We start from the raw sequence: 23,823 nt of genomic DNA on the forward strand, positions 1-23,823 counted from the left end.
CCGCCTTGGTTTTTCGGGCGGCTAAACGGTGTCGGCGGGCGCGGAGTGCGAAAGGAGTGGCGCAGCTGACGACCTCTTTAGCCGCATTTATATCGAACTCCGGGCTCAGGCCCTGGAGTTCACGCGCCCGCAATCGAGTCAGCAAATCGGCGCGTGGGTATTGCAGAAGGAACGCAGAGTATATCGGAAAAAGTGCAAAGCAATGCGGCTCGCCAGGGGCGCGCCGCCTTCCTTCACGCGCCCGCGCGCCGCGCGAGGCCGCAAGGCGTTATCACTTCGGCGGATGGGCGTCGCGCCAGCGTTTGAGCTGGAAGGCCGCGACGATCATCAGGATGCCGTAGAGGATCGCATAGGCGGCGATCACCCAGATCAGCGAGAGCGCGCCCGCGCCGGGGAAGACCGCGAAGAAAAAGCCGACCGTGGCCGACAGCAGCCCCGAAATCCCCACGGCCCACGGATGCGCGATGGCATGCCGGTACTGGATCGCGTAAATGATCTCGAAGATGCCCGTGAAGAACGCCCAGACGCCGATGATCATCACGAGCACGATGGCGGTCTCGCCGGGCCAGAAAAACGCCACGAGCCCGGCGATCACGCCGATCAGACCGATGACGATGTGGGTCCAGCGCCGCTTGCCGCCGCCGCGCGCGCCGTAGATGAGCGCGAAGGCGCCATCGACGATCGCGTAGGCGCCCCAGATGATGGCGAGCGTGAGCACCGTGAGGCCGGGCATCATGACGGCGAGGATGCCGAACACGATGGCGGCGATGCCGCGCGCGATGAGCCAGCCCCAATGCGCGGAAAGGCTGGCAAGGATGGGAGGCAGGCCGGCGGGAGGAACGGGACGGTTCATGTGGCGGTTCTCCTTATCGTCGCCGCCCGGGCAACACCCCGCGCGGCCGCGCTATTGAAGAAGGATGCGGATCTGCTCGTCGGCGTGCTCGCTCGGCGAACGCGTGAAGCCGCTTTGCGCATAGCGATGCCAGCAACCGATCACATAGCGGACGACCAGATTTGCACGGACCGTTGGATCGTAGCCTCTCGCCGCAGGCTTTGCATTGACGTGGTCGGACCCCGAAACAGATTTGCGCTCGGCCTCCTGTGCCAGATCGACGCGCAGGCATTGGCGCAGCGACGCCTCGACGCGATCGAGCATCTGGTTCACCCGGTCGGCGAGCCGCTCGTGCTCGCCCACGAGGGCTTCGCAGGTCAACACGCGCGTCATGCCGGCGTTGCGCGTGGAAAAGTTGACGAGCATGAGCGCGATGGCGCGCGCCTGCATGACGCCGCTCGGCTCTTTCTCGACGATCTGGTTGATTAGCCCGAAGAGCGTCTGCTCGATGAAGTCGATGAGGCCCTCGTACATCTGGGCCTTGCTCGCGAAGTGGCGATACAGCGCCGCCTCGGAAACGCCAAGGCGCGCGGCCAGCGCTGCGGTGGTGATCCTCTCGCCGCGCGGCGCCTCGAGCATGGTGGCGAGCGTCTGGAGAATGTGTATGCGGCGTTCGCCCGGTTTCGGGCGGGGGGCGCGGCGGGCCGCGCCCGGCGATTCTGCTGCTTCGACTGCTTCGCGCGTTTCTGTCGGCTGCATGGATATCGTCCCTGGCTTTGGCCTCTGGGTGTGCGCTCCCCCGTTTTACTTCGAGCGTCCCGAATGCAGGCCTGGTTTCAGGGATTTTAGCGAACGAATGCGACGATCGACATAGTGGGGCCGTCCGGTGCCCGGCAGGTGCGCCGGCAGATGCCCCGTAATCCATACGGTGCCGATGCCAAGGCCCCGGTAGCGCTTGAGATGGCTGCGGGTGTCTTCGATCAGGATCGCATCCGCGAGCGCCACGCGCGCCTGGCGCAGCGTGCGGCGCAGCATCGCGCGATCGGGCTTGGCGCGCCAGTGACCGCGGGCGCGCATGCCCTCGATGGCGATCACGCGCTCGAACGCGCGATCGATGCCGAGCGCCGCGAGTACCGCGTGCGCATAGTCTTCGGGGCCGTTGGTGAGCACGATCTTGCGGCCGGGCAGCGCGGCGAGCGTGCGGGCGAGGCCGCGCTCGGCATGCAGCATGGCGTGCAGGTCGGGGAACGTGTGCACGACCTTGAGGAAGTCGTGCGGATCGATCCGGTGGTGGCGCGTGAGACCGAGGAGCGCGGCGCCGTAGCGGTGCGTGTAGCTCGTGCGCAGGTGATCGGCCTCGGCGCGGCTCACGCCGAGCGCGTCGATGATGTACTGCGTCATCGCCGCGTTGATGGCCGGAAAGATCGCGCGCGACGCGCAATGCAACGTGTTGTCGAGATCGAATAGCCAGACTGGCGTGCCCGGCGCAGGGGCGACGCGTCGCGGAAGGCGCCGGGCGCCCCTGGCAGTGTGGCGGGAGTCGGTCATTGCGGGGCGTGAGGCGCGGCGGCAGCGAGGCGCTGCCGCCGGGGGGAAGGCGCTCAGTGCGAGCGGATCATCGTGCCGAACGGCTGTTCGGTCAGGATTTCGAGCAGCACCGAGTGCTCGATGCGGCCGTCGATGATGTGCACCGAGCGCACGCCGCTCTTGGCGGCGTCGAGCGCGGACGAGATCTTCGGCAGCATGCCGCCCGAGATCGTGCCGTCTTCGAACAGCGCGTCGATCTCGCGTGCCGAAAGGTCGGTGAGCAGGTTGCCCGCCTTGTCCATGACGCCGGGAATGTTCGTCATCATCACGAGCTTTTCGGCGTTGAGCACCACCGCGAGCTTGCCCGCCACGAGGTCGGCGTTGATGTTGTACGAGAGGCCGTCTTCGCCGAAGCCGATCGGCGAGATCACCGGAATGAATGCGTCGTCCTGGAGCGCCTTCACGACCGCCGGATTGATCGCCTCGACCTCGCCCACCTGGCCGATGTCGATGTACTGACCGGGGTTGTCGCGGTCCGGCATCATCAGCTTGCGTGCGTGGATCAGGCCGCCGTCCTTGCCGGTCAGGCCAACCGCATGGCCGCCGAAGTGGTTGATGAGCGTGACGATGTCCTGCTGCACCTCGCCGCCGAGCACCCACTCGACGACTTCCATGGTTTCTTCATCGGTTACGCGCATGCCCTGGATGAAGGTGCCCTGCTTGCCGATCTTCTTGAGCGCCGTGTCGATCTGCGGGCCGCCGCCGTGCACGATGACCGGATTGATGCCCACGAGCTTGAGCAGGATCACGTCGCGTGCGAAGCCCTGCTTGAGCCGCTCCTCGGTCATGGCGTTGCCGCCGTACTTGATGACGATGGTCTTGCCGTGGTACTGGCGAATGTAAGGCAGCGCTTCGGCCAGGATTTCGGCTTTCAGGGTGGGTGCGATCTGCGAAAGGTCGAGGGGCTCGGACATGGCGGCGGGGACAGGACGTGAATCGGATAGAACTCGCGGACGCAACTCGCGGATGAAATCCGCGAACGAAAAGCGCGGCCGCAAAACGGTCGAAACAGGCCGGATTGTACAGGACTGGCGCGGTGCAGCAGCCAAAACGGCGGGGAAAAACGGCGCGAAAAACGCGGCGAACAGCGGACGAATCGCGGCGCGTGGCAACCCCGGGGGCGAACGCGGCGCGGCTCAGTGGAAGCGGGCGGAACGGGGTAGCGAGGAGGTCGCAGACTCGGGGTGGGGAAGGCGAGGCGGCAGCCACGCGGCCCGGCTGTGGCATCATCTTCGTGTCGCCGACGCATGGTTCGAGAGGAGTGCGCCATGACCGCTTCAGCCGTCCCCGCCGCTGGCATGAAAAGCGCCCGCTGCCCGCGCTGCGGCAACAGCTTCGACTGCGGCAGGAACACCGAACCGTTCGATTGCTGGTGCAAGTCGCTGCCCGCGTTGCCTGCGAACGAACTCGACCCGCGCGGGCGCTGCCTGTGTCCCGAATGCCTCGTGGCAGCCATGGCCCCAGCGCCGGGCGGCGCGCCCAAGGGCGGCCTTTCGATGCCCTGAGTTGCGGCTCGAGCGCGACTTTTGCGAGACCGGCGCCCGGAGGCGGGACGCGTCCCTGTCCGGCCCACACAGGCAGCGTGCGGCCGACGAGCGGTTCGCCTCCTCGCCACTCGGGTTTCAGGAAGGCGGGACGGGCTGCAGCCAATTCGCCCTTTCCCTTTCCAGGTGAGCTTCATCCGGGCCGGGCCGGCCTCCCTCCCACATAATCGCCCCTTGCTTGCAGACGCTGGGTCGTCGACAGGTTCGCGCGTAACCATGCGTCGTTGAGCGCATACTGGCATGCGGCGCGCGCCGCGTACTCGATTTCATCGCACGGCTGCGCGGCGTTGCAGTTCATCCCCTTTCGCTCCCGTAAAATTTGATTTACATCAAAATGTTTGCAAGATTCTTGCGCAGATCTGGAAACGTTCGCGCGATTTCCTGCGCTCGGCGGTAAGGTGCTACCGCTTTGGCGTGGCGGTTTGCAAACGGCAACGCGAGCCCCGAGCGAACGAGACGGCGGGCGGCAATTCGTGTGCGGGCGCATCGGTCGCGGATTACCCAGGTTGAAGCAAACCTTTCAAGATGATGAATCAGACAAGTTTTAGCCGGTAAACTGACATCATGCATCGCATAACCGTCAGTGCTCGTGTCAATCTCAGCCATCTGTTCTGGCTGCGCAGTCTTGCCATCATCGGCCAGCTCTGCACGATCGCGTTCGTGCAGCTCTTCATTGGCGTGCAATTGCCGTTGCCGGCCATGCTGTTCGTGATCGCCCTGGAAGTCGCGTTCAATGGCGTCACCTGGCTGCGCGTCACACAGGATCGCCCGGAGTCGAATCTCGAACTGTTCGGCCAGCTTTGGGTCGATCTGGGTGCGCTTTCCGCACTGCTCTTTCTTTCGGGCGGCACGACCAATCCGTTCGTCTCGCTCTATCTGCCTTCGCTCGCCATCGCGGCCGCCGTGCTGCCCTGGTATCTCACCGGATGGCTCGCGGCCTTCAGCGTCGCCTGCTACGTGCTGCTCGGCTTCGACAGCGTGCCGCTCAATCTCGACAATCCCGCCAACCTGTTCGATTACTATCGCGCGGGCATGTGGGTGAACTTCATGGTGAGCGTGTGCCTGATCGTGTGGTTCGTCGCGCGCATGTCGCGTGCGCTGCGTCAGCGCGATACGGCGCTCGGCGACGCCCAGCAGCGCCTCCTGCGCGATGAGCGCGCCGTGGCGCTCGGCGTGCAGGCGGCCACCGTGGCGCACGAGATCGGCACGCCGCTCTCGACCATCGCCATGCTGACCGAGGAGCTGCGCGACATCGCGCGCACGGATAAGGGTCTCGCGCCCTATACGGCCGACCTCGACCTGCTCGACAAGCAGATCTCGCTCTGCACTTCGGCGCTTGCGCGGCTGAGGAGCCGCGCCTCGTCCACGGGCAGCCGCCAGGTGGTGAGCGAATGGCTCGGGCCGTTCGTCGAGCAATGGCGCCTGCGCCATCCGCACGTGAAGTTCGAACTCCTGGACGACGCACCGGACGACCTCGCCCTCGACGACACCGTCGCGGTCGGCCAGATTCTCACTATCCTGCTCGACAACGCCGCGCGCGCGAGCCGCGATTTCGTGACGTTGCGCGCGTTCCACGCAGCGCGCGCCGGTTACGCTGATTTCGAAGTCTGCGATGCGGGGCCCGGCATTCCCGCATCGCTGCGCGCCTCGCTCGGCGCCGCGCCCGTGGACAGCACGCAAGGCGGTCACGGCGTGGGGCTCTATCTGGCGTTTTCGTCGGCGGCGCGGCTCGGCGGGTCGATCGAGCTCAATGACGTCTCGCCGCCCGGCAGCGCGTCGGGCGAAGTGAGCGGCGCGGACGACGAGGCGTCGCCCGGCGCCGCAACCGGCGGGGGCGCGCGCACCCGCAAGGCGCGCGGCACCCGCGCGGTGCTGCGCTTGCCGGCGAAGCAGGTCAAGGCGGGCGAGGCGGGTCAGGCGAATTCTGCGGCAACGCGCGGGGGTGCAGCGTCCGCGGTTTCGGAGATTGGTTCAGGCGAGGGGCCGGCCCGGCCCGGCGCCGCCTAACAACACGGAGAAATAGGCATGAGCGATATGAGTTTTCTGGTCATCGACGACGACGAAGTGTTCTCCGACATCCTCGCACGCGGGCTCACGCGGCGCGGCTTCGAGGTGAAGCAGGCACACAACGCGGAGGAGGCGATCCGCTTCGCCAATCAGGAGAAGTTCGCGCAGATCACCGTGGACCTGCATCTCGGCAACGATTCGGGCCTGTCGCTCATCGCCCCGCTGCGCGAACTGCAGCCTGACGCGCGCATGCTCGTCCTCACCGGCTACGCAAGCATCGCCACCGCGGTGCAGGCGGTGAAGGACGGCGCGGACAACTATCTGGCCAAGCCCGCGAACGTCGAGATGATTCTCTCCGCACTGCAAAGCGATGCGAGCGCACTGCAGGCCGAGGAAGCCATCGAGCATCCGGCGCCGCTCTCGGTCGCGCGCCTCGAGTGGGAGCACATCCAGCGCGTGCTGGCCGAGCACAATGGCAACATCTCGGCCACGGCGCGCGCGCTCAACATGCACCGCCGCACGCTGCAGCGCAAGCTCGCGAAGCGCCCGGTGCGCCAGTAAGTACGCCCTGCGGGGCAAGCCGGTCGACTAAGCAGGTGAAAAGCTAGTCGGCGGTTTCGTTTTGAACGCAATGCCGCCTCCTCCGTGAGGCGGTTTTTCGTCCTGCAGCGGCATAGGCAAGAATCGACGTAAAATAGGTCTAAATTTCGACCTAATTTGGGAGTCGATATGGAAAATATCTACAGCTTGCTGACGGTCAGCATCTCGGAGTTCAAGCAAAACCCCGGAAAAGTGATAGAGGAGGCGCAGGGCCAGCCGGTCGCAGTGCTAAACCATAACCGCCCCGCCTTCTACACCGTTTCGCCAGAGCTGATGGCCCAGATGGCTGAGCTGTACGACGAGCGTCAGCTCTCAACGTTGGCGGAGTCTCGCCTGAAGTCGGTGGACCGTTCGGTCAAGGTCGACCTCGATGAGCTGTGATGACGCACGACCTGCGGTTCGTGCCCGAGGCGCTTGAGGAATGGGCGGCCCTCGACGGTTCGGTCAAGGCACATTTCAAGACGGCGCTCAAAAAGCGGTTGGAGACGCCACGGGTGCCGGGCGCTGAGCTGGGCGCGCCACGCATGGATTGCTACACAATCAAGCTGCGCGGCGTCGGCTACCGTCTGGTCTACCTGGTCCGTGACGGAGAAAGCCCGCCCGACATCGTCGTACTTGCGGTCGGCCGCCGCGACGGCGGCATCTATGAAGCTGCGGCTACCGCCTGGGAAGAAAGTCAAAAACTTTCCAAAAAGTAGCCGGGGGTGGATAAACTCCGGCTGCATATTGAGCCCGGGTTGCTTTCCTGGGTCGTCGACTCGATCTTCCTGGGTTCCAGGCACCGGTGCTTCGTGAGAACGAGAACAGACCGGTCATGGAAAAGCCCCTGTAAGTCGTTGACCAACAGGGGCCATTTGTGGAATCAGGTGCCGGTTTCAACAGCTCAAGCGATCAGCTTGCCTGCGGGGTCCCTTTTCCATGCGTTGCGCCGCAATTCGGGCTCGCAGTTACAGCACATACCGCGACAAATCTTCGTCCTGCGCCACTTCGCCGAGCGCCTTATCGACATACGCCGCGTCGATGGTCACGCTCTTGCCCGCGTGATTGCCGGCCGCGAACGACACATCTTCCAGCAACTTTTCGATCACCGTATAGAGACGGCGCGCGCCGATGTTCTCGGTCTTCTCGTTCACGGAGAAGGCGATTTCCGCGAGGCGGCGAATGCCGTCTTCGGCGAAATCGAGCTGCACGTCTTCGGTGGCGAGCAGCGCCTGGTATTGCTTGACGAGGCTCGCGTCGGTGGCGACCAGAATCGCTTCGAAGTCCTTCACGGAGAGCGAGTCCAGTTCCACGCGAATCGGGAAACGGCCTTGCAGTTCCGGAATCAGATCGCTCGGCTTCGAAAGATGGAACGCGCCGCTCGCGATGAACAGGATGTGGTCGGTCTTGACCATCCCGAACTTCGTGTTGATGGTCGTGCCTTCCACGAGCGGGAGCAGGTCGCGCTGCACGCCCTGGCGCGAGACTTCGCCGCCGCCGCTGCCTTCGGTGTTGCGCGAGGCGATCTTGTCGATTTCGTCGAGGAACACGATGCCGTTCTGCTCGACGTTCTGCACGGCCTTTTGCTTGACCTCTTCGTCGTTGAGCATCTTGCCCGCTTCCTCGTCGGTCAGGAGTTTCAGCGCTTCCTTGACCTTCACCTTGCGGCGCGTCTTCTTGCCGCCGCCGAGGTTGGCGAACATCGAGCGGATCTGCTCGGTCATGTCTTCCATGCCCGGCGGCCCCATGATGTCCATGCCCACTTGCGGCAGTTCGACGTCGAACTCGATTTCCTTGTCGTCGAGCTGGCCTTCGCGCAGGCGCTTGCGGAAGGTTTGGCGCGTGACATTGTCGCCTTCGCCGTGGCTCGCTGCATCGGACGAACCGAAGCCTACCGGACGCGCGCTCGGCAGCAGGATGTCGAGGATGCGGTCTTCGGCCTGGTCGGTGGCCTTGCTGCGCACTTTGCGCATTTCCGTTTCGCGCGTCTGCTTCACGGAAATTTCGATGAGGTCGCGCACGATGCTGTCCACGTCGCGGCCCACGTAGCCCACTTCGGTGAACTTCGTTGCTTCGATCTTGATGAAGGGCGCGTCTGCGAGCTTGGCGAGACGCCGTGCGATTTCGGTCTTGCCGACGCCCGTCGGCCCGATCATGAGGATGTTCTTCGGCGTGATTTCCTGGCGCAGCGGCTCGGCCACCTGCTGGCGGCGCCAGCGGTTGCGCAGCGCGACGGCCACGGCCTTTTTCGCGTTTGACTGGCCGATGATGTGCTTGTCGAGTTCCGAGACGATCTCGGCGGGGGTCATGGTGCTCATCCTGATTCCTTCTCGTCTGTCCGGCGGGTTACTCGATGGTTTCGATCACGCGGTTGTGATTCGTGTAGATGCACATGTCGCCCGCGATCTCGAGCGATTTTTCGACGATCTCGCGCGGCGAAAGCTCGGTGTTCTCGATGAGCGCACGGGCCGCGGCCTGCGCATACGCGCCGCCCGAGCCGATCGCGCAAATGCCGCCTTCGGGATCGAGCACGTCGCCGTTGCCGGTGATGACGAGCGTGGTTTGCGCGTCGGCGGCGATCAGCATCGCTTCGAGGCGGCGCAGCATCCGGTCGGTGCGCCAGTCTTTCGCCAGTTCGACGGCCGCGCGCGTGAGATTGCCCTGATGCTTTTCGAGCTTGGCTTCGAAGCGGTCGAGCAGCGAGAACGCGTCGGCGGTGCCGCCGGCGAAGCCGACCATGACCTTGCCGCCGTAAATGCGCCGGACCTTCTTCGCGCCACCCTTCATGACGATGTTGCCGAGGGTGACCTGGCCGTCGCCGCCGAGCGCGACCTTGTCGCCGCGCCGCACGGATACGATCGTCGTGCCGTGAAATTGCTCCATATGCGTTCCTTTTTGCCGTTGATGCCGGGGTTGGGTGCGAAAGTGGATTGCCTGCCGCTTTCGGGTGGGCGAGGCGGCGCACGACGTGAGGGGCGCCGCTGCCCGGAATTCCGGTGCGTTGCGCGCGCCAGCGGCGCGCTGCGAGCGCATATCAACTCGATTTTAGGGCGACGCCGGGCATATCAAGGCCCGCGGGATCAAGAAAAACGGCAACCGGGCTAGCCGGGAAGCAGCGCTCGCGGCCGCAAGAATTCCGGACGATGCGCGAGGGGCGCACAAAAGAAAAAAGCGCACGGTGCTCCGTGCGCTTCGACAAGGAAGGCAAATCGTCCGCCGCGAGAACCGGTCTCGCGGCTGGAAAAAAGCTCAATCGCCGAACAGCTTCTGGCGCAGCTCGCGGCGCTCCTGCGCTTCGAGCGAGAGCGTGGCGGTCGGACGTGCGAGCAGACGCGGGATGCCGATCGGCTCGCCCGTTTCTTCGCACCAGCCGTATTCGCCGGACTCGATGCGCGCGAGCGACTGCTGCACCTTCTTGAGCAGCTTGCGCTCGCGATCGCGCGTGCGCAGTTCGAGCGCATGCTCTTCTTCGATCGTCGCGCGGTCGGCCGGATCGGGAACGATCACGGTTTCGCGCAGATTCTCGGTTGTCTGGCCCGCATTGCGGAGAATTTCCGCCTGCAGCTGTTCGAGCCGGTTCTTGAAGAAGGCGAGCTGATCCTCGTTCATGTAATCCTTGTCGCTCATCTTCAGGATTTCGGCTTCGGTCAAGAGTCGTGTCGTCGTCATCTGGCTTGCTTCTTCAATGAGTGAGGCAAAACTGGCACATCTTGCCTGCACTTTTGTGTTGCCCGCAGTGGCCGCGGTGGCCCTTTACCACATTCAACCTTTGCCACCTTGCCAGGCGCATTCACCGCGCCGTCATGCGCGCTGGCGGGCACGGACGATGAACTGTCGTGACGCCGAAGCGCCGCTGCGGGGCCGAACTCCTCTGGAAACCGTTCTTCAGATGCTCCTGAGGCATATATCGTACCGACTGCGCGCTGCGACGCGATGCGCTGCCGGTGAGGCGAACCCTCGTCATTCCGGGGCGCCTTCTTCCAGTGGGGCCGTATTGTAACCGAACCGCAAACTCGAACCGCAAGCGGGAAATCCCTGCGGCGGCCGGCCTTTATTCAACGGGTTTGCGAACCGGACGATATCCAGAAAATATAACGCGCCAATCGTGAAAAAGCGATGGTCGGGTACGTTATTTGGCGTGTAAAAGGGGGAGGACCGTGTTGGGAGGCACGCCGGGACTTGGCCGGCGGTCCCGCTGGCGCGCGGAAAGGGCAGACGAAAACGCCCGGCAGCGCTCCGGGCATCTCTCAAAATAGGCGCGAAAGCGGCGAAATCCTCAGGCGAGGCAGGCGTCCAGCCCGTCGGTGATGAGATCCTGCGGCAGTTCGATGCCGATGAACACCATCTTGCTGCCCTTCTTCTCGATCGGCAGCCACTTGGCGGCAAGATCGCTCCCCATCATCTGGTGCACGCCCTGGAACACCACCTTGCGGTCCACGCCCTTCATATAGAGCACGCCCTTATAGCGCAGCAGGCGCTCGCCGTAGATCTGCAGGATGCCGCCGAGGAAGTCCTCGAGGCGGTTCGGGTCGAAGGGGCGGTCGCTGCGGTAGACGAACGACTTGATCTTGTCGTCGTGGTGCGCATGGTGGTGATGGCCGTGCTCGTGGCCTTCGTGGTTGCACTGGCCGTGATCGTGGTCGCAACTGGCGTGATCATGATCATGCGCGTGGGCGTGCGCGTGGTCATGATCGTGGTCGTGCGCATGATCGTCTTCCGCGAGGAAGTCCGGGTCGATCTCGAGCTTGGCATTCAGGTTGAAGCCGCGCAGGTCGAACACTTCCTTGATGTCGGCCTCGCCGAAATTGACCAGGCGGACCTGCGCCCTCGGGTTCATGTGCAGCACGCGGTGGCGCAGGTCGGCGAGTTCGTCCTCGTCGACGAGGTCCGCCTTCGTGATGAACAGGCGATCGGCGAAACCCACCTGGCGCTGCACGACTTCGTGTTCGTCGAGCTGACGGTTGCCGTGCTTGGCGTCCACGAGCGTGATGATCGCGTCGAGCAGGAATTCGTCGGCGATCTCGTTATCCATGAAGAACGTCTGCGCAACCGGACCCGGATTCGCGAGACCCGTGGTCTCGATCACCACGCGGTCGAAGTCCAGCTTGCCGTCGCGCTTTTGCTGCGCGAGGTCGCCCAGCACCCGGGCGAGGTCGCCGCGAATCGTGCAGCAGATGCAGCCGTTGCTCATCTGGATGATCTGCTCGTTGCTGTCCTGCACGAGGATCTCGTTGTCGATGTTCTCTTCGCCGAACTCGTTCTCGATCACGGCGATCTTCATGCCGTGCTTCTCGTTCAGGATGCGCTTGAGCAGCGTGGTTTTGCCGCTGCCGAGAAAGCCGGTCAGGATGGTGACGGGGATCATGCTGGTTGCCATGCTGTCTGCCTGGTAGATGTTCGGGTGTCGGTTCAGGCGCGCCGTGCTGCGTTCTGGTGCGCCGAAGCATCGGGCCATGCGGCGGCGGGGCGCCGGGCCCCGATGCCTTCGAGTGTTACAACATAACTTCGTATTGAATCACATCCGGGCCGCGCTCGCATGCGAGGGCCTGGCACGAGATCGAATCGGGGTTCGAACGGGCGACCGGAAACGCGTGCCGCCGGGAGAATCCAGATAAGGCCGCCTCAGGCGATTTGCAACAACAAGCCCTTCAGATATTCGCCTTCGGGGAACGCCGTGAGCAGCGGGTGATCGACGCCCGCGCCGAGGCGCTTGAGGATGCGCGCGTCGACCTTGGCGTCGGCGGCGGCGCCCGCCACGATCTTCTGGAACAGCGCCGAATCGATCGCGCCCGAGCACGAGTACGTGAACAGCAGGCCGCCCGGACGCAGCAGTTTGAAACCCGTGAGGTTGATGTCCTTGTAGGCGCGCGCGGCGCGGTCCACGTGCTCGCGCGAGGCCGCGAACTTGGGGGGATCGAGCACCACGAGGTCGAAGCGCTCGCCTTCGTCGTAGAGGCGGCGCAGCGTCTTGAAGGCGTCGGCGTCGAGCCAGGTGGCGAGCGCCGCGTCGAAGCCGTTCGCCTGAACGTTCTTCTGTGCCGTGGCGAGCGCCTCGCCCGACGAGTCGATCGACACGACGCGCTTCGCGCCCCCCTTCATGGCCGCGAGCGAGAAGCCGCCCGTGTAGCAGAAGCAGTTGAGCACCTCGCGCCCGGCAGCGTAGGTCTGCACGAGCGCGCGGTTGTCGCGCTGGTCGACGTAGAAGCCCGTTTTGTGGCCGTTGCGCACGTCCACGTGATAGCGCACGCCGTTCTCGCTCGTGATGATCGTTTCGGGCGGCTCGTCGCCGGCGAGCAGGCCGGTGATCTGTTCGAGCCCTTCCTTTTCGCGGATCGAGACGTCCGAGCGCTCGTACACGTTCGGGCAGCCCGTTGCCGACGTGAGCGCCGCGACGATCGCTTCCTTCCACGCCTCGACGCCCGCGGCCATGAACTGGCACACGATCTGGCTGCGGCCCTCGCCTCCGTCTTCGGTGTATTGGTCGACGACGAGGCCGGGCAGTCCGTCGGCCTCGCCGAAGATGAGGCGCACCGCGCCCGTGCCGCTCACCATCGCGCGGCGGTCGGCCACGGCGCGCTGCACGCGGCGCTTGAAGAACGCATGGTCGATCGGCTCGTTCTCGTCGAAGCTCCACACGCGCGCGCGGATCTGCGAATGCGGGCTATACGCGGCGCGCGCGAGAAAACGGCCGTCCGCCGAGCGCACGATGACGGTCGCGCCGGGGGCGGGCTTGCCGTCCACGCGGTCGATCGCGTTGGCGTAGATCCACGGATGGCGGCGCAGCAGGGATTTTTCTTTCGACGGCTTGAGGGTGACGATATTCATGATGGGTTCGATGCTGGGTAACTGCGCGCGCGGCACGCGGCGTTGCCTGTCGCCGATGGGCTCGCGCCGCTGCGCTTCAGTCGCGCTTTTTGGCGCGCGGATGCGCGGTGTCGTAGACCTTCGCGAGATGCTGAAAGTCGAGCGACGTATAGACCTGGGTGGCCGAAATGCTCGCGTGGCCGAGCAGCTCCTGCACGGCGCGCAGATCGCCGCTCGATTGCAGCAGGTGGGTGGCGAACGAGTGCCGCAGCACGTGCGGGTGCACGTTCGCCGGAATGCCCGCCGCGATGGCCGCGCGCTTCACGCGCTCGCGCACCACACCGGGCGCCATGCGGTTGCCGCGCACGGAGAGAAAGAGCGGGGCGTCGTCGTGCTTCACGAACGCGCCGCGGGCCGCGATCCACGCGTCGAGCGCGTCGAGCGCCTTGCGCCCGACCGGCACGGCGCGGTGGCGGTTGCCCTTGCCGTGCACCTCCACTTCGGCGGCGTCGCGCTTGAGCCAGCCCGCCGATTCGTAGCCCTCGCGCTTCACGTAGCGCACGTCGAGCCCGACCAGTTCCGCGAGCCGCAGCCCCGACGAGTAGAACAGTTCGAGCATCGCGCGGTCACGCAGCGCTTCGGGACCGCCTTCCTGCGCACCGGCAATCGCGGGGGCTTCCATGAGTTGCGCGGCGTCGTCCACGGAAAGCGCCTTCGGCAGCGTCTTCGCGCGCTTGGGCGCCCGCACGGCGGCCACCGGATTCGCCTCGAGTTCGACGCGCCCCGCGAGCCAGCGGTAAAAGGCGCGCCACGCCGAGAGCCGGTGCGCGATCGAGCGCGCGGAGAGGCCCCCGGCGTGCGCGCGCGCCACCGCCCCGCGCACCTGCGCGGCCGTGACCGTTTCGAGGGGCTTGCCGTTGGCAAGCTTCACAAGCTCGCCGAGTTCGTGCGTGTAGCCGCGCAGCGTGTGCTCCGAGAGCCGCCGCTCGTGTTCGAGCATCGCGAGGTATTCGGCGATCGGATCGGTGGAGTTCACGGTTGGCGGCTTCGTTCGGGGCGGTCGGTGAGCGTCAGTGGGGCAGCAGGCGCGTAAGCGCCGCGCTCGCGAGTGCGCCGATCTGCGTGAGGAAATCGGTGGCCATGCCTTCGTGGAAGCGGCGCGCGTCGGGCGAGCCCATCACCAGCAGGCCGAAGGCGTTGCCTTCGGGCGCATCGTTCGAGGCTTGCGCGGGCGCGCGCAGCGCGATGATCGCGACCGATTCGGCGGTGCCCTCGCTCGAATCGAGCCATTGCGCGGCCTCGAAGCCCGTGTTCGCGCCGCAGTAGGGTGTGTCGAGACTGTTCGCGAAGATCCGCACTTCCTCACCGGTATGGCGCGCGAAATCGGCCTGGCCGTAAGCCTCGGCGACGTCCCACAGGCGCAGGGCGGCCTGCGGCATGTCGAATACGTCGCGCAGGTTCTGCGTGATCGTGCGCGGCAGCGCGTACGGATCGCGCTCAGCGATCATCCGCGTGGTCCAGCGGTTGAACTTCGACGCGATCGAATCGTTCTCGTGCCCGTAGCGCAGCAGCTCCGAAAGACGGCGCTCGAGATGCTTGTTCTTCTCGCGCAGCATCTCCATCTGGCGCTCCTGCAGCGACACGGCAGCCTTGCCGTGCGGATTGCCCAGCTTGATCGACGCGAGCAGTTCGGCATGCTCGACGAAAAAATCGGGGTGGGCGAGCAGGTAGTCGGCAACTTCGCGATCGTTCATGTTGTGGACGCGTTGTAGTTGTGAGGCGCGCGCATCGCATTGGGAGGCGCGCAGTCTGTCATGCAGTCGAGTCGTTGGGGGGGCGCGACGTTCTCTCGTCGCGCTGCGCCGCCAGGGTCCAGAGCGCCCGCGCTAGTCGGCCAGCTCGATCTCGCCTTCGAATACCGTCGTGGCCGGCCCCGCCATGGTGAGCGCTGCGGATTCGTCGCGCGCGCCGTCCCAGGCGATGGTCAGCAGGCCGCCGTGCGTGTGCACCTTCACGGGCGAGTCGAGCAGCCCGCGGCGAATGCCTGCCGCCACGGCCGCGCAGGCGCCCGTGCCGCACGCGAGCGTTTCGCCCGCGCCGCGCTCGAAAACGCGCAGCTTCACTTCGTTGCGCGAAACGATCTGCATGAAACCAGCATTCACCTTGTTGGGAAAGCGCGCATGCGTTTCGATGACGGCGCCTTCGGTCTTCACCGGGTACGCCTCGACGTCGTCCACGACCTGCACCGCGTGGGGATTGCCCATCGAGACCACCGACACCCAGCGTCTCGCGCCATTCACGTCGAGCGGCCAGAGCGTGTCGTTGCCTTCGCGGCGGCCTTCGAGGCCGTTGGCGTTGAACGGCACGAGCGCCGGCTCGAACTCGGGGCGGTCCATGTCGACGACGACTTCACCGTTCTCCTGCACGACGAGCGTGATCGTGCCCTTCTGCACTTGCACGCGCACGCGGTTCGAATCGGTGAGCTTGCGCTCGCGCACGAATTTCACGAAGCAGCGCGCGCCGTTGCCACAGTGCTCGACCTCGCCGCCGTCGCAATTGAAGATGCGATAGCGGAAATCCACGCCTTCCACGGTGGGCTTTTCGACGAGCAGCAACTGGTCCGCGCCGATGCCGAAGTGGCGGTCGGCGAGTTCGCGCACGCGCTCCGGCGTGAGCTGGATGTCCTGGCTGTAGCCGTCGAGCACGACGAAGTCGTTGCCCGCGCCATGCATCTTGGTGAATTTGAGTTTCATGCCGGTATTGTAAGCGAGGCGCCGATGAAAACCCGGGCCTCGGCAGTCGTGTTGGGCGCGTGAGCCACCTCTAGCTGTACACGCCCGGCTCGCCGGGCGGCCGCGTCTTGAAGCGCTTGTGCACCCAGTAATACTGCTCGGGAATGCGCGGAATCTGCTCTTCGAGGAATTCGTTCATGCGACGCGCGTCGAGGTCGTCGTCGCCGGTCGGATAGTTTTCCCAAGGTTTGAAGACTTTCAGCCGATAACCCTTGTAATTGGGCAACACCTCACCGATGAACGGCACGACCTGGGCATGACCGACTTTCGCAAGACGCGCCACGGCCGTGAGCGTACACGCGGGCACGCCGAAGAAGGGCACGAACGTGGAGTTGCGCATGCCGTAATCCATGTCGGCGCCGAGCATGACGGGCTTGCGGTCGCGCAGCCAGCGCAGCACGGCGCGCGCGCTGTCCGCGCGGCTCACCATCTCCGCGCCGAAACGGCTGCGGCCCGCCTTGGCCGCGGCTTCGAACTCGGGGTTCGAGAACGGCTGGTAGAGCGAGCCGCACGGCCGGTGCAGCGAGTAGTTGAGGAACATCGAGCCTGCCTCGATGCCCACGAAATGCAGCCCGAGGAACAGCGTGGGCGGCAAGTCGGGATCGGTGAGATCGATCTCGCTGTCGAGTTCGACGATTTTTTCGAGCTTCTTCGCCGAGGCGAACCATTGCACGCTGCGCTCCATGTAGCTGCGAATCGCGTGGCGGAAGTGCAGGCCCGCGACTTCCTCGCGCTTTTCGTCGCTCCATTCGGGGAAGCAAAGGCGCAGGTTGGTATGAACGACGCGCTTGCGGCGGCTCGGGATCTGGTAGAGCAGCCAGCCCAGACCGTCGCCCAGACGCGCGACGAAACCATAGGGCAGGATCGCGAACAGCTTGAGCAAGCCGATGGCGAAACGGGAGCCGAGTTTGCCTAGCATGCGGCGGCTCCGCTGCGAGACTTGCGAAGTGTGGAGAAGGCGACGAACGGCACGCGTGGGTACTCTGCGACAATTTAAGGAAGTCGCTATAATACGGGCTTCGCCGAGTTAATAGACAACTTGCGGGGCGAAGCCGGGTGTCGGTCAAAACCCGTTCAATGAACGGGGCTATGACTGCAGCCGGGCAGCAATTCCGCTAAAGCGTCGCCGCTTCAATGCTCCCGAAGCTGGCTACGTGAAATTCAACCGTCACCAGCTACAGGAGCCTGACACGTGGCAAACGATTATTTCTTCACTTCCGAATCCGTCTCCGAAGGCCATCCCGACAAGGTCGCCGACCAGATCTCGGACGCGATCCTCGACGCCATCCTGACGCAAGACAAGTACTCGCGCGTTGCCGCGGAAACGCTGTGCAACACGGGTCTCGTCGTGCTCGCCGGTGAGATCACCACGACCGCGAACGTCGACTACATCCAGGTCGCGCGCGACACCATCAAGCGCATCGGCTACGACAACACCGACTACGGCATCGACTACCGCGGCTGCGCGGTGCTCGTCGCCTACGACAAGCAGTCGCCGGACATCGCCCAGGGCGTGGACCGCGCACACGACAACAACCTCGACCAGGGCGCCGGCGACCAGGGCCTGATGTTCGGTTATGCGTGCGACGAAACGCCCGAGCTGATGCCGCTGCCGATCCACCTTTCGCACCGTCTGGTCGAGCGCCAGTCGAACCTGCGCCGCGACGGCCGTCTGCCCTGGCTGCGCCCGGACGCGAAGTCGCAGGTCACGATCCGCTACGTCGACGGCAAGCCGCACGCCATCGACACCGTCGTGCTCTCCACGCAGCACTCGCCCGACATCGACCTCGGCACGCTGCGCGAAGCCGTGATCGAAGAGGTCATCAAGCCGGTGCTGCCGTCCGAGCTCATCAAGGGCGAGATCAAGTTCCTCGTGAACCCGACCGGTCGCTTCGTGATCGGCGGCCCGCAGGGCGATTGCGGTCTCACGGGCCGCAAGATCATCGTCGATACGTACGGCGGCGCCGCCCCGCACGGCGGCGGTGCGTTCTCGGGCAAGGACCCGTCGAAGGTCGACCGCTCGGCCGCGTACGCCGGCCGTTACGTCGCGAAGAACATCGTGGCCGCCGGTCTCGCGTCGCGCTGCCTGATCCAGGTCTCGTACGCGATCGGCGTGGCCCAGCCCACCTCGGTCATGGTCAACACGTTCGGCACCGGCAAGGTTTCGGACGCGACCATCACGAAGCTCGTGCGCGAGCACTTCGATCTGCGTCCGAAGGGCATCATCCAGATGCTCGACCTGCTGCGCCCGGTCTACGAGAAGACCGCTGCTTACGGCCACTTCGGCCGCGAAGAGCCGGAATTCTCGTGGGAAGCGACCGACCGCGCGCTCGCGCTGGCCGAAGCCGCCGGCACGGAGCCGGTGAGCGCGGTGGCCTGAGCCTCGCAACCCCGCATCGCGCTGGCTGGCGGCAACGCCCGTGAGCGCGAAGAAAAACCCCGCAGGGCGTAAGCCCTTGCGGGGTTTTTCGTCTGGGCGCCGCGCCGTGCGCGAAACGGGCAGGCTTTAGCGCATCGCGAAGCCGAACCAGCCCGCGCTGGTCGCGCCCATGCGGCGCGGCTTGCGCGAGTTGCGCGCCGTGTGGACCGTGGCGGGCGCGGCGAGCGTGCGCAGCGGCGCATTCGGGCGATAGAGGAGGGTGCGCAGCGAGAAGTGGCGCGTGCCCGCGCGCATGCGCAGCACGGCGAAGAACGAATGGAACCAGGTGCGCATGCTGTCGACGGGCTTTGCCTCGCGCACCGTTGTGCCAAGCGCGCGCGTGCGGGCCGCGTGATGGCGCAGTGCCCGCACGACGTGGCGGCGGGCAGGGCGGGCCGCTTTGAGGACTGTGTGAGCGGCGTGGGTCATGCGTTGGGAATCGAAAAGGGTATGCATGGCGGTTGCGAAATCGGTTCGGAGTGCGCCTTGCGCGACGCTGAACAAAGAGCAGCAAACGTGCCTGTCTGCCAGGGCGTCACGATATGGGTGGACAGGAGACGGGCCGCAGGACGCAGCGCGGGACGCCACGTGACGGATTCTTCTCTTTGAGCGCCTTGTGGGACAAGGGGTTCACGGCGATCCGTCCGCGCGGTGAATTGGGCGAATGGCAACAGCATGCGCGAAAGGCTACACGCGAATCGTGACGTCAAAAAGTCGGTTAATACCCGCCCCCGCGCGTCTTTGATGCAGACGATCGCACCCTTTGTCCTCATGGCGGTGCGTGCGCGCCATTCGCGTGCGCAGTGAGACGCGCCGTGAGACGCGCGGTGAGACCTCTTCGCATGGAGCCACCGTGCGCGGCGGCGTGGCGCTTCCCCCCGTGCCGCCACGCTTTACAATCGATACGTCGGCAGGACGCCGCAGCGGTGTCATCGAAGGTCGCGACGCACAGCGCCACGAACACAGGCTGCGGCCCTTGCCCGTATCGAGATCGCATAACGGAAGTCCCATGTCAGTCCATTCAAAGAAAGAACAGGTGCAGGCGCTACGCGAACGCGGCTTCGTGGTCGTGCCGGGGCTCGTCTCACCCGAGCGCTGCGAGGCGATCAAGCGGGTGGGCGAGGAGCAGTTGCACGCGGCTGCCGCGCCACTCGAATTCGAAGCCGATTTGCGCTATCCCGGCGCGCCCGAGTCGAAGGAGGCACCCGGAGGCCATACGGTGCGGCGCCTGCTCGACGCCTACTCGCGCCATGCCCTGTTTCGCGAATGGGCGACGTCGCCGGAAATCGCGGGGTGGATGGAGCTGTATTTCGGCGAGGAGCCGGTCCTTTCGCGCGCGCATCATAACTGCATGATGACGAAGCACCCGCACTACGGCAGTCTCACGGGCTGGCATCGCGACGTGCGCTACTGGTCGTTCGAGCGCGACGACCTCGTGTCGGTCTGGCTCGCGCTCGGACCCGAGACGGAGGAAAACGGCGGACTGTGGTTCGTGCCCGGTTCTCACGAAGCGCCGTTCACGTCGGAATGCTTCGACGCCGCGAAGTTCTTCCGCGCGGACCTGCCGCAGAACAAGGCGTGGATCGACCGCGCCATCTCACCGACGCTCGCCGCCGGCGACGTCGTGTTTTTCCACTGCAACACGCTGCATTCGGCGGGGCAGAACCAGAGCGACACGGTGAAGTTTTCGCTCGTGTACACCTATCACGGCGCGAGCAATGTGCCGCTGCCGGGCACGCGGTCGGCGTCGAAGCCCGAAGTGAAGCTCTGAGTCGAAGCGGGGTTGGCCCCGGGCGGCTTGCTCGTGCGCGGCTGCGTGAAGGCCTAGCGCCGCCGCCCCGACATCGCAAGCCCGGTGATGCCCGCGAGCGTGGCGGCCACGCCGCCTCCGATCAGCAGGATCGTGCGGTTCGTGGGCGCGCCCGTGAAGAGGCGCGACATGTCGTTCGCGAATGAATGAAGCGACTGGCCGCCGAAGTACAGCAGGACGACGCCGCAGGCGATGAGCGCGATCGAAACCGCTTTGGCCATGAGCAACCTCTCGCAAAGGATGGACGTCGCAGTGTAGGCGAGCGGCCGCAGCGCGTCCAGGATGTGTCTTCTTCCTGCGGCACGCGACTTGCCACAGCATTTCCCGCATAGTGGGCATCTGCGCAAGCCGAGCGGATTGGCTAACATAGCTGCCTCGCCGGGGGGCGGCGCGCCGCGCGCCCCTTCGCTTACTACCCGTTTTTGCCGAGGATCCAGACCATGGCCTACGAAGCAGCCTCAGAACGCTATTCGGAAATGCAGTACCGCTTTTGCGGCAAATCGGGGCTCAAGCTGCCCGCCCTCTCGCTCGGTCTGTGGCACAACTTCGGCGACACCACGCCGATCTCGACCCAGCGCGACATCCTGCGCACCGCGTTCGATCTCGGCATCACGCACTTCGACCTCGCGAACAATTACGGGCCGCCGTACGGCAGCGCCGAAACCAATTTCGGCCGCATTTTCAAGGACGATTTCCGTCCGTACCGCGACGAACTGCTGATCTCCTCGAAGGCCGGCTGGGACATGTGGCCGGGCCCGTACGGCCAGGGCGGCGGCTCGCGCAAGTATGTGCTCGCGAGCCTCGACCAGAGTCTGCAGCGCATGGGTCTCGATTACGTCGACATCTTCTATTCGCACCGCTTCGACGTGGATACGCCGCTCGAGGAAACGGCGGGCGCGCTCGCCACGGCCGTGCAGCAGGGCAAGGCGCTCTACGTGGGCATCTCGTCGTATTCGCCCGGGAAGACGCGCGAAATGGCCGCGCTGCTCGCCGAGCACAAAGTGCCGCTGCTCATTCACCAGCCGTCGTACAACATGCTCAATCGCTGGGTCGAGGAGGAACTGCTCGACACGCTCGACGACCTCGGCACGGGCAGCATTGCGTTCACGCCGCTCGCGCAGGGCGTGCTCACGAACAAGTACCTGAACGGCGTGCCCGAGGATGCGCGCGTGAACCGTCCGGGCGGCGGCTCGCTCAAGAGCGAGCACCTGAGCGCGACGAACCTCGAGCACGTGCGCAAGCTCAACGACCTCGCACTGCGCCGCGGCCAGAGCCTCGCGCAGATGGCGATCGCCTGGACGCTGCGCGGCGGCCGCGTGACCTCGGCGCTGATCGGCGCGAGCCGTGCGGAGCAGGTGCGCGAGAACGTCGCCGCGCTGAAGAACCTCGAGTTCTCGAAGGAAGAGCTCGCGGAGATCGACCGCTATGCGACCGAAGGCGGCGTGAATCTGTGGGAGAAGCCGTCTACGGATCAGGCCATCTGAGCGGAGTGCTTCTGTCTCGCGCACGACCCGATCGAGCGACGAAACCGCCTCCTTGCGAGGCGGTTTTTTTTTCCTCGTCCAACACGACGCCTGGTACTTCCTTTGCCGCGCGCCGAAACGCCAGGACGCCGCTTCGCGCCGGCGGCTAGCCAGCCGCGGCGCGCGTCGAACGGAAGGTGCGAAGAAAATCCGCTACATCAGCGCAGGCAGCGTCTCGACGAGCGCCACTGCAGCGAGCACACCGAGCAGCGCGCCGATCACACGCAGCGTGTTGTGTCTGAACTCCGTCGCGCACGGCACCGCGCCAAGAAAGAGCGCGCCAGCGAGGGCCATCGGGATGATCATCACGAAATCGCCGATCGTGAAATAACCTTCCATGCTCGTCTCCTTTTCGACCAGCGTTAGCGCTATAGCGCTTAGTCTGGTCCCATGCAGAGCTATCGTAGGTGCGACAAAGGCTCGCAATGGTTGTCGTCCGGGTCGTCATGCGGACGGCATGCGCTGCGGCCTCGGGCCTCAAATCGAGTATAGGTGAGGACGGCGAGCCAAGCGGCGCGCGCATGGGCCGCCTGGCTGCCCCGTGAGGCGCGTGCCCCGCCGCCAAGGCCCGCCTGAGGCGGCGCCCCGTAGCGCTGCCATGCACGCAGCGCTCGAAGCGCGAGTTGTCTGAATATTACGGATGCCTTTCGAGTGCGGTGGCGCACGCCCCTTCAGGCCGCTCCGGCGCGCTCGCGCGCGCGCAGCTTCATCGCAAGCGCAAGTCCTGCGACCAGCAGAACGATCACGAGCCCGGCCACCCCGCCCCAGCCGGCCGCGGCCCAGAAATGACCGCCGATCGACCCCATCACACTCGAGCCGAGGTAATAGGCGAGCAGGTAGACCGCGGCGGCCTGGCCCTTCGCTTCGCGCGCGAGCCGGCCTACCCAGCCGCTCGCCACCGCGTGGCCCGCGAAAAAGCCGATGGTGAGGCAGGCGATCCCTGCGGCAATGGCGGTGAGCGGCGCGAACAGCGTGAGCACCACGCCCGTGAGCATCACCGCGAGACTCGCGATCAGCACGCGGCCGCGCCCGAAAGTGTCGGCCATGCGGCCCGACCACGGCGAGGCGACCACGCCTGTCAGATAGACGAGAAAAATCGCGCCGATGGCTGCCTGGCTCATGTGATAAGGCGGGGCAATCAGCCGGTAGCCGATGTAGTTATAGAGTGTCACGAAGCTGCCCATGAGCACGAATCCCATGGCGAACAGCATGGGCAGGCCCGGCCGCGCGAAGTGGCGCAGCAGCGCCGCGCGGTGATGCGCGAAGCCTAGGCCGCGCTTGGGCATGAAGTGGCGCGAGGGCGGCAGGAGCGAGCGGAACGCGAGGGTGGAGAGCAGCCCGAGCACGCCGATCACGGCGACCGCCGCGCGCCAGCCGAACAGATCCGTGAGGATCCCCGTGATCACGCGCCCCGCCATGCCGCCAATGGCCGTGCCGCCCACATAGAGGCCCATCGAAAGGCCGAGCCCGTCCGGATGCATTTCCTCGGCGAGCCAGGCCATCGCCACCGCCGGCACGCCGCCAAGCGCGATGCCTTCGAGCGTGCGCAGCACGAGCAACTGATGCCAGTGCGGCACGAAGGCCGAGGCGAGCGTGAGCAGCGACGAGGCGCACAGCGAGGCGGTCATCATGCCGCGCCGGCTCCAGCCTTCGGAGACGAAACCCGCGACGAAAATCGCGATGGCGAGCGCGGCCGTGGTGAACGAGAGGGAGAGGCTGCTCTGCGCGGGGCTTACGCCGAACGTCTCGGAGAACGCGGGCAGGAGCGGCTGCACGCAGTAGAGAAGCGAAAACGTGGCGTAGCCCGCGAAGAGCAGTGCGAGGCTCGCGCGCCAGAATTCGCGGGTGCCTCGTTCGATATACGGAACGGCGGCGCGCGCGCCATTGCGCGTGGTGGCCGATGTTGCAGTCACGACGACGACTCCT

At 65.5% G+C, this 23,823-nt stretch carries 25 protein-coding genes; 8 read left to right on the forward strand and 17 right to left on the reverse strand.

Annotated features, from left to right (window positions below):
• Positions 1-271 precede the first annotated feature (271 nt).
• The 4 genes from VSR34_RS12065 to argB are packed head-to-tail and all read right to left on the reverse strand — an operon-like array spanning position 272 to position 3,333.
• On the reverse strand, positions 272-853 hold the full coding sequence (locus VSR34_RS12065; protein ID WP_042288731.1) for an HdeD family acid-resistance protein: 582 nt from the start codon (positions 851-853) through the stop codon (positions 272-274).
• 51 nt (positions 854-904) lie between these two features.
• The gene (slmA, locus tag VSR34_RS12070) at positions 905-1,591 is read right to left on the reverse strand and encodes a nucleoid occlusion factor SlmA (RefSeq protein WP_028211901.1); all 687 of its coding nucleotides are present in this window, start codon (positions 1,589-1,591) and stop codon (positions 905-907) included.
• Positions 1,592-1,636: 45 nt separating this feature from the next.
• Positions 1,637-2,380, reverse strand: coding sequence for a pyrimidine 5'-nucleotidase (locus VSR34_RS12075; protein ID WP_028211900.1), 744 nt, complete (start codon positions 2,378-2,380; stop codon positions 1,637-1,639).
• Positions 2,381-2,433: 53 nt separating this feature from the next.
• A complete protein-coding gene (gene argB, locus VSR34_RS12080) occupies positions 2,434-3,333 on the reverse strand; it encodes an acetylglutamate kinase (protein WP_028211899.1) in 900 nt (299 codons plus the stop codon).
• 354 nt (positions 3,334-3,687) lie between these two features.
• Between argB and VSR34_RS12085 the strand changes: the two genes are divergently transcribed.
• The 5 genes from VSR34_RS12085 to VSR34_RS12105 all read left to right on the forward strand — a co-directional run bounded on the left by VSR34_RS12085 (position 3,688) and on the right by VSR34_RS12105 (position 7,268).
• Positions 3,688-3,924, forward strand: a complete 237-nt coding sequence (locus VSR34_RS12085) for a cysteine-rich CWC family protein (protein WP_028211898.1) — start codon at positions 3,688-3,690, stop codon at positions 3,922-3,924.
• 603 nt (positions 3,925-4,527) lie between these two features.
• Positions 4,528-5,970, forward strand: a complete 1,443-nt coding sequence (locus VSR34_RS12090) for an ATP-binding protein (RefSeq protein WP_342962569.1) — start codon at positions 4,528-4,530, stop codon at positions 5,968-5,970.
• Positions 5,971-5,988: 18 nt separating this feature from the next.
• Entirely contained in the window at positions 5,989-6,531 is a 543-nt protein-coding gene (locus VSR34_RS12095; RefSeq protein WP_028211897.1) for a response regulator transcription factor, read from the forward strand.
• Positions 6,532-6,699: 168 nt separating this feature from the next.
• Entirely contained in the window at positions 6,700-6,951 is a 252-nt protein-coding gene (locus VSR34_RS12100; protein WP_028211896.1) for a type II toxin-antitoxin system prevent-host-death family antitoxin, read from the forward strand.
• Positions 6,951-7,268, forward strand: coding sequence for a type II toxin-antitoxin system RelE/ParE family toxin (locus VSR34_RS12105; RefSeq protein WP_342962570.1), 318 nt, complete (start codon positions 6,951-6,953; stop codon positions 7,266-7,268). Before VSR34_RS12100 ends, VSR34_RS12105 begins: the two co-directional genes overlap by 1 nt.
• Before the next feature lie 249 nt (positions 7,269-7,517).
• On the opposite strand, the gene hslU is transcribed toward VSR34_RS12105, so the two are convergent.
• The 9 genes from hslU to VSR34_RS12150 all read right to left on the reverse strand — a co-directional run bounded on the left by hslU (position 7,518) and on the right by VSR34_RS12150 (position 17,157).
• Complete coding sequence (hslU, locus tag VSR34_RS12110; protein WP_028211894.1) at positions 7,518-8,867, reverse strand: ATP-dependent protease ATPase subunit HslU; 1,350 nt, start codon at positions 8,865-8,867, stop codon at positions 7,518-7,520.
• A gap of 28 nt (positions 8,868-8,895) precedes the next feature.
• Positions 8,896-9,432: an ATP-dependent protease subunit HslV gene (gene hslV / locus VSR34_RS12115; RefSeq protein ID WP_028211893.1), complete on the reverse strand. Its 537-nt coding sequence runs from the start codon at positions 9,430-9,432 to the stop codon at positions 8,896-8,898.
• A gap of 366 nt (positions 9,433-9,798) precedes the next feature.
• The gene (gene dksA, locus VSR34_RS12120) at positions 9,799-10,218 is read right to left on the reverse strand and encodes an RNA polymerase-binding protein DksA (protein ID WP_028211892.1); all 420 of its coding nucleotides are present in this window, start codon (positions 10,216-10,218) and stop codon (positions 9,799-9,801) included.
• 607 nt (positions 10,219-10,825) lie between these two features.
• Positions 10,826-11,914 carry a GTP-binding protein gene (locus tag VSR34_RS12125; protein ID WP_342962608.1) on the reverse strand — a complete coding sequence of 363 codons (1,089 nt, stop codon included), beginning with the start codon at positions 11,912-11,914 and terminating at the stop codon, positions 10,826-10,828.
• A gap of 257 nt (positions 11,915-12,171) precedes the next feature.
• Positions 12,172-13,374, reverse strand: a complete 1,203-nt coding sequence (locus VSR34_RS12130) for a class I SAM-dependent rRNA methyltransferase (RefSeq protein WP_028211890.1) — start codon at positions 13,372-13,374, stop codon at positions 12,172-12,174.
• 76 nt (positions 13,375-13,450) lie between these two features.
• Positions 13,451-14,389 carry a tyrosine recombinase XerC gene (gene xerC / locus VSR34_RS12135; protein WP_028211889.1) on the reverse strand — a complete coding sequence of 313 codons (939 nt, stop codon included), beginning with the start codon at positions 14,387-14,389 and terminating at the stop codon, positions 13,451-13,453.
• A gap of 34 nt (positions 14,390-14,423) precedes the next feature.
• A complete protein-coding gene (locus tag VSR34_RS12140) occupies positions 14,424-15,107 on the reverse strand; it encodes a DUF484 family protein (RefSeq protein WP_028211888.1) in 684 nt (227 codons plus the stop codon).
• Positions 15,108-15,239: 132 nt separating this feature from the next.
• Positions 15,240-16,106 (reverse strand): diaminopimelate epimerase, encoded by an 867-nt coding sequence (dapF, locus tag VSR34_RS12145; protein WP_342962571.1) that lies wholly within the window; start codon positions 16,104-16,106, stop codon positions 15,240-15,242.
• 70 nt (positions 16,107-16,176) lie between these two features.
• On the reverse strand, positions 16,177-17,157 hold the full coding sequence (locus VSR34_RS12150) for a lipid A biosynthesis lauroyl acyltransferase (RefSeq protein WP_342962609.1): 981 nt from the start codon (positions 17,155-17,157) through the stop codon (positions 16,177-16,179).
• 180 nt (positions 17,158-17,337) lie between these two features.
• Between VSR34_RS12150 and metK the strand changes: the two genes are divergently transcribed.
• A complete protein-coding gene (gene metK, locus VSR34_RS12155) occupies positions 17,338-18,525 on the forward strand; it encodes a methionine adenosyltransferase (protein ID WP_028211885.1) in 1,188 nt (395 codons plus the stop codon).
• A 126-nt stretch (positions 18,526-18,651) separates the two neighbouring features.
• Here metK and VSR34_RS12160 read toward each other — a convergent pair whose 3' ends face one another.
• On the reverse strand, positions 18,652-19,020 hold the full coding sequence (locus VSR34_RS12160; RefSeq protein ID WP_028211884.1) for a hypothetical protein: 369 nt from the start codon (positions 19,018-19,020) through the stop codon (positions 18,652-18,654).
• A gap of 553 nt (positions 19,021-19,573) precedes the next feature.
• Between VSR34_RS12160 and VSR34_RS12165 the strand changes: the two genes are divergently transcribed.
• Positions 19,574-20,335: a phytanoyl-CoA dioxygenase family protein gene (locus VSR34_RS12165; RefSeq protein ID WP_342962572.1), complete on the forward strand. Its 762-nt coding sequence runs from the start codon at positions 19,574-19,576 to the stop codon at positions 20,333-20,335.
• A 53-nt stretch (positions 20,336-20,388) separates the two neighbouring features.
• On the opposite strand, the gene VSR34_RS12170 is transcribed toward VSR34_RS12165, so the two are convergent.
• On the reverse strand, positions 20,389-20,595 hold the full coding sequence (locus tag VSR34_RS12170) for a DUF3185 family protein (protein WP_028211882.1): 207 nt from the start codon (positions 20,593-20,595) through the stop codon (positions 20,389-20,391).
• Positions 20,596-20,814: 219 nt separating this feature from the next.
• Here VSR34_RS12170 and mgrA point away from each other — a divergent pair, with 219 nt between their 5' ends.
• The gene (mgrA, locus tag VSR34_RS12175) at positions 20,815-21,858 is read left to right on the forward strand and encodes an L-glyceraldehyde 3-phosphate reductase (protein ID WP_028211881.1); all 1,044 of its coding nucleotides are present in this window, start codon (positions 20,815-20,817) and stop codon (positions 21,856-21,858) included.
• A gap of 192 nt (positions 21,859-22,050) precedes the next feature.
• On the opposite strand, the gene VSR34_RS12180 is transcribed toward mgrA, so the two are convergent.
• Complete coding sequence (locus VSR34_RS12180; protein ID WP_028211880.1) at positions 22,051-22,236, reverse strand: hypothetical protein; 186 nt, start codon at positions 22,234-22,236, stop codon at positions 22,051-22,053.
• Between the two features lie 332 nt (positions 22,237-22,568).
• Positions 22,569-23,810, reverse strand: a complete 1,242-nt coding sequence (locus tag VSR34_RS12185; RefSeq protein ID WP_036018939.1) for an MFS transporter — start codon at positions 23,808-23,810, stop codon at positions 22,569-22,571.
• Positions 23,811-23,823: the final 13 nt, after the last annotated feature.

This window comes from Paraburkholderia sp. JHI2823 (assembly GCF_038900695.1).
Taxonomy (GTDB): domain Bacteria; phylum Pseudomonadota; class Gammaproteobacteria; order Burkholderiales; family Burkholderiaceae; genus Paraburkholderia; species Paraburkholderia mimosarum.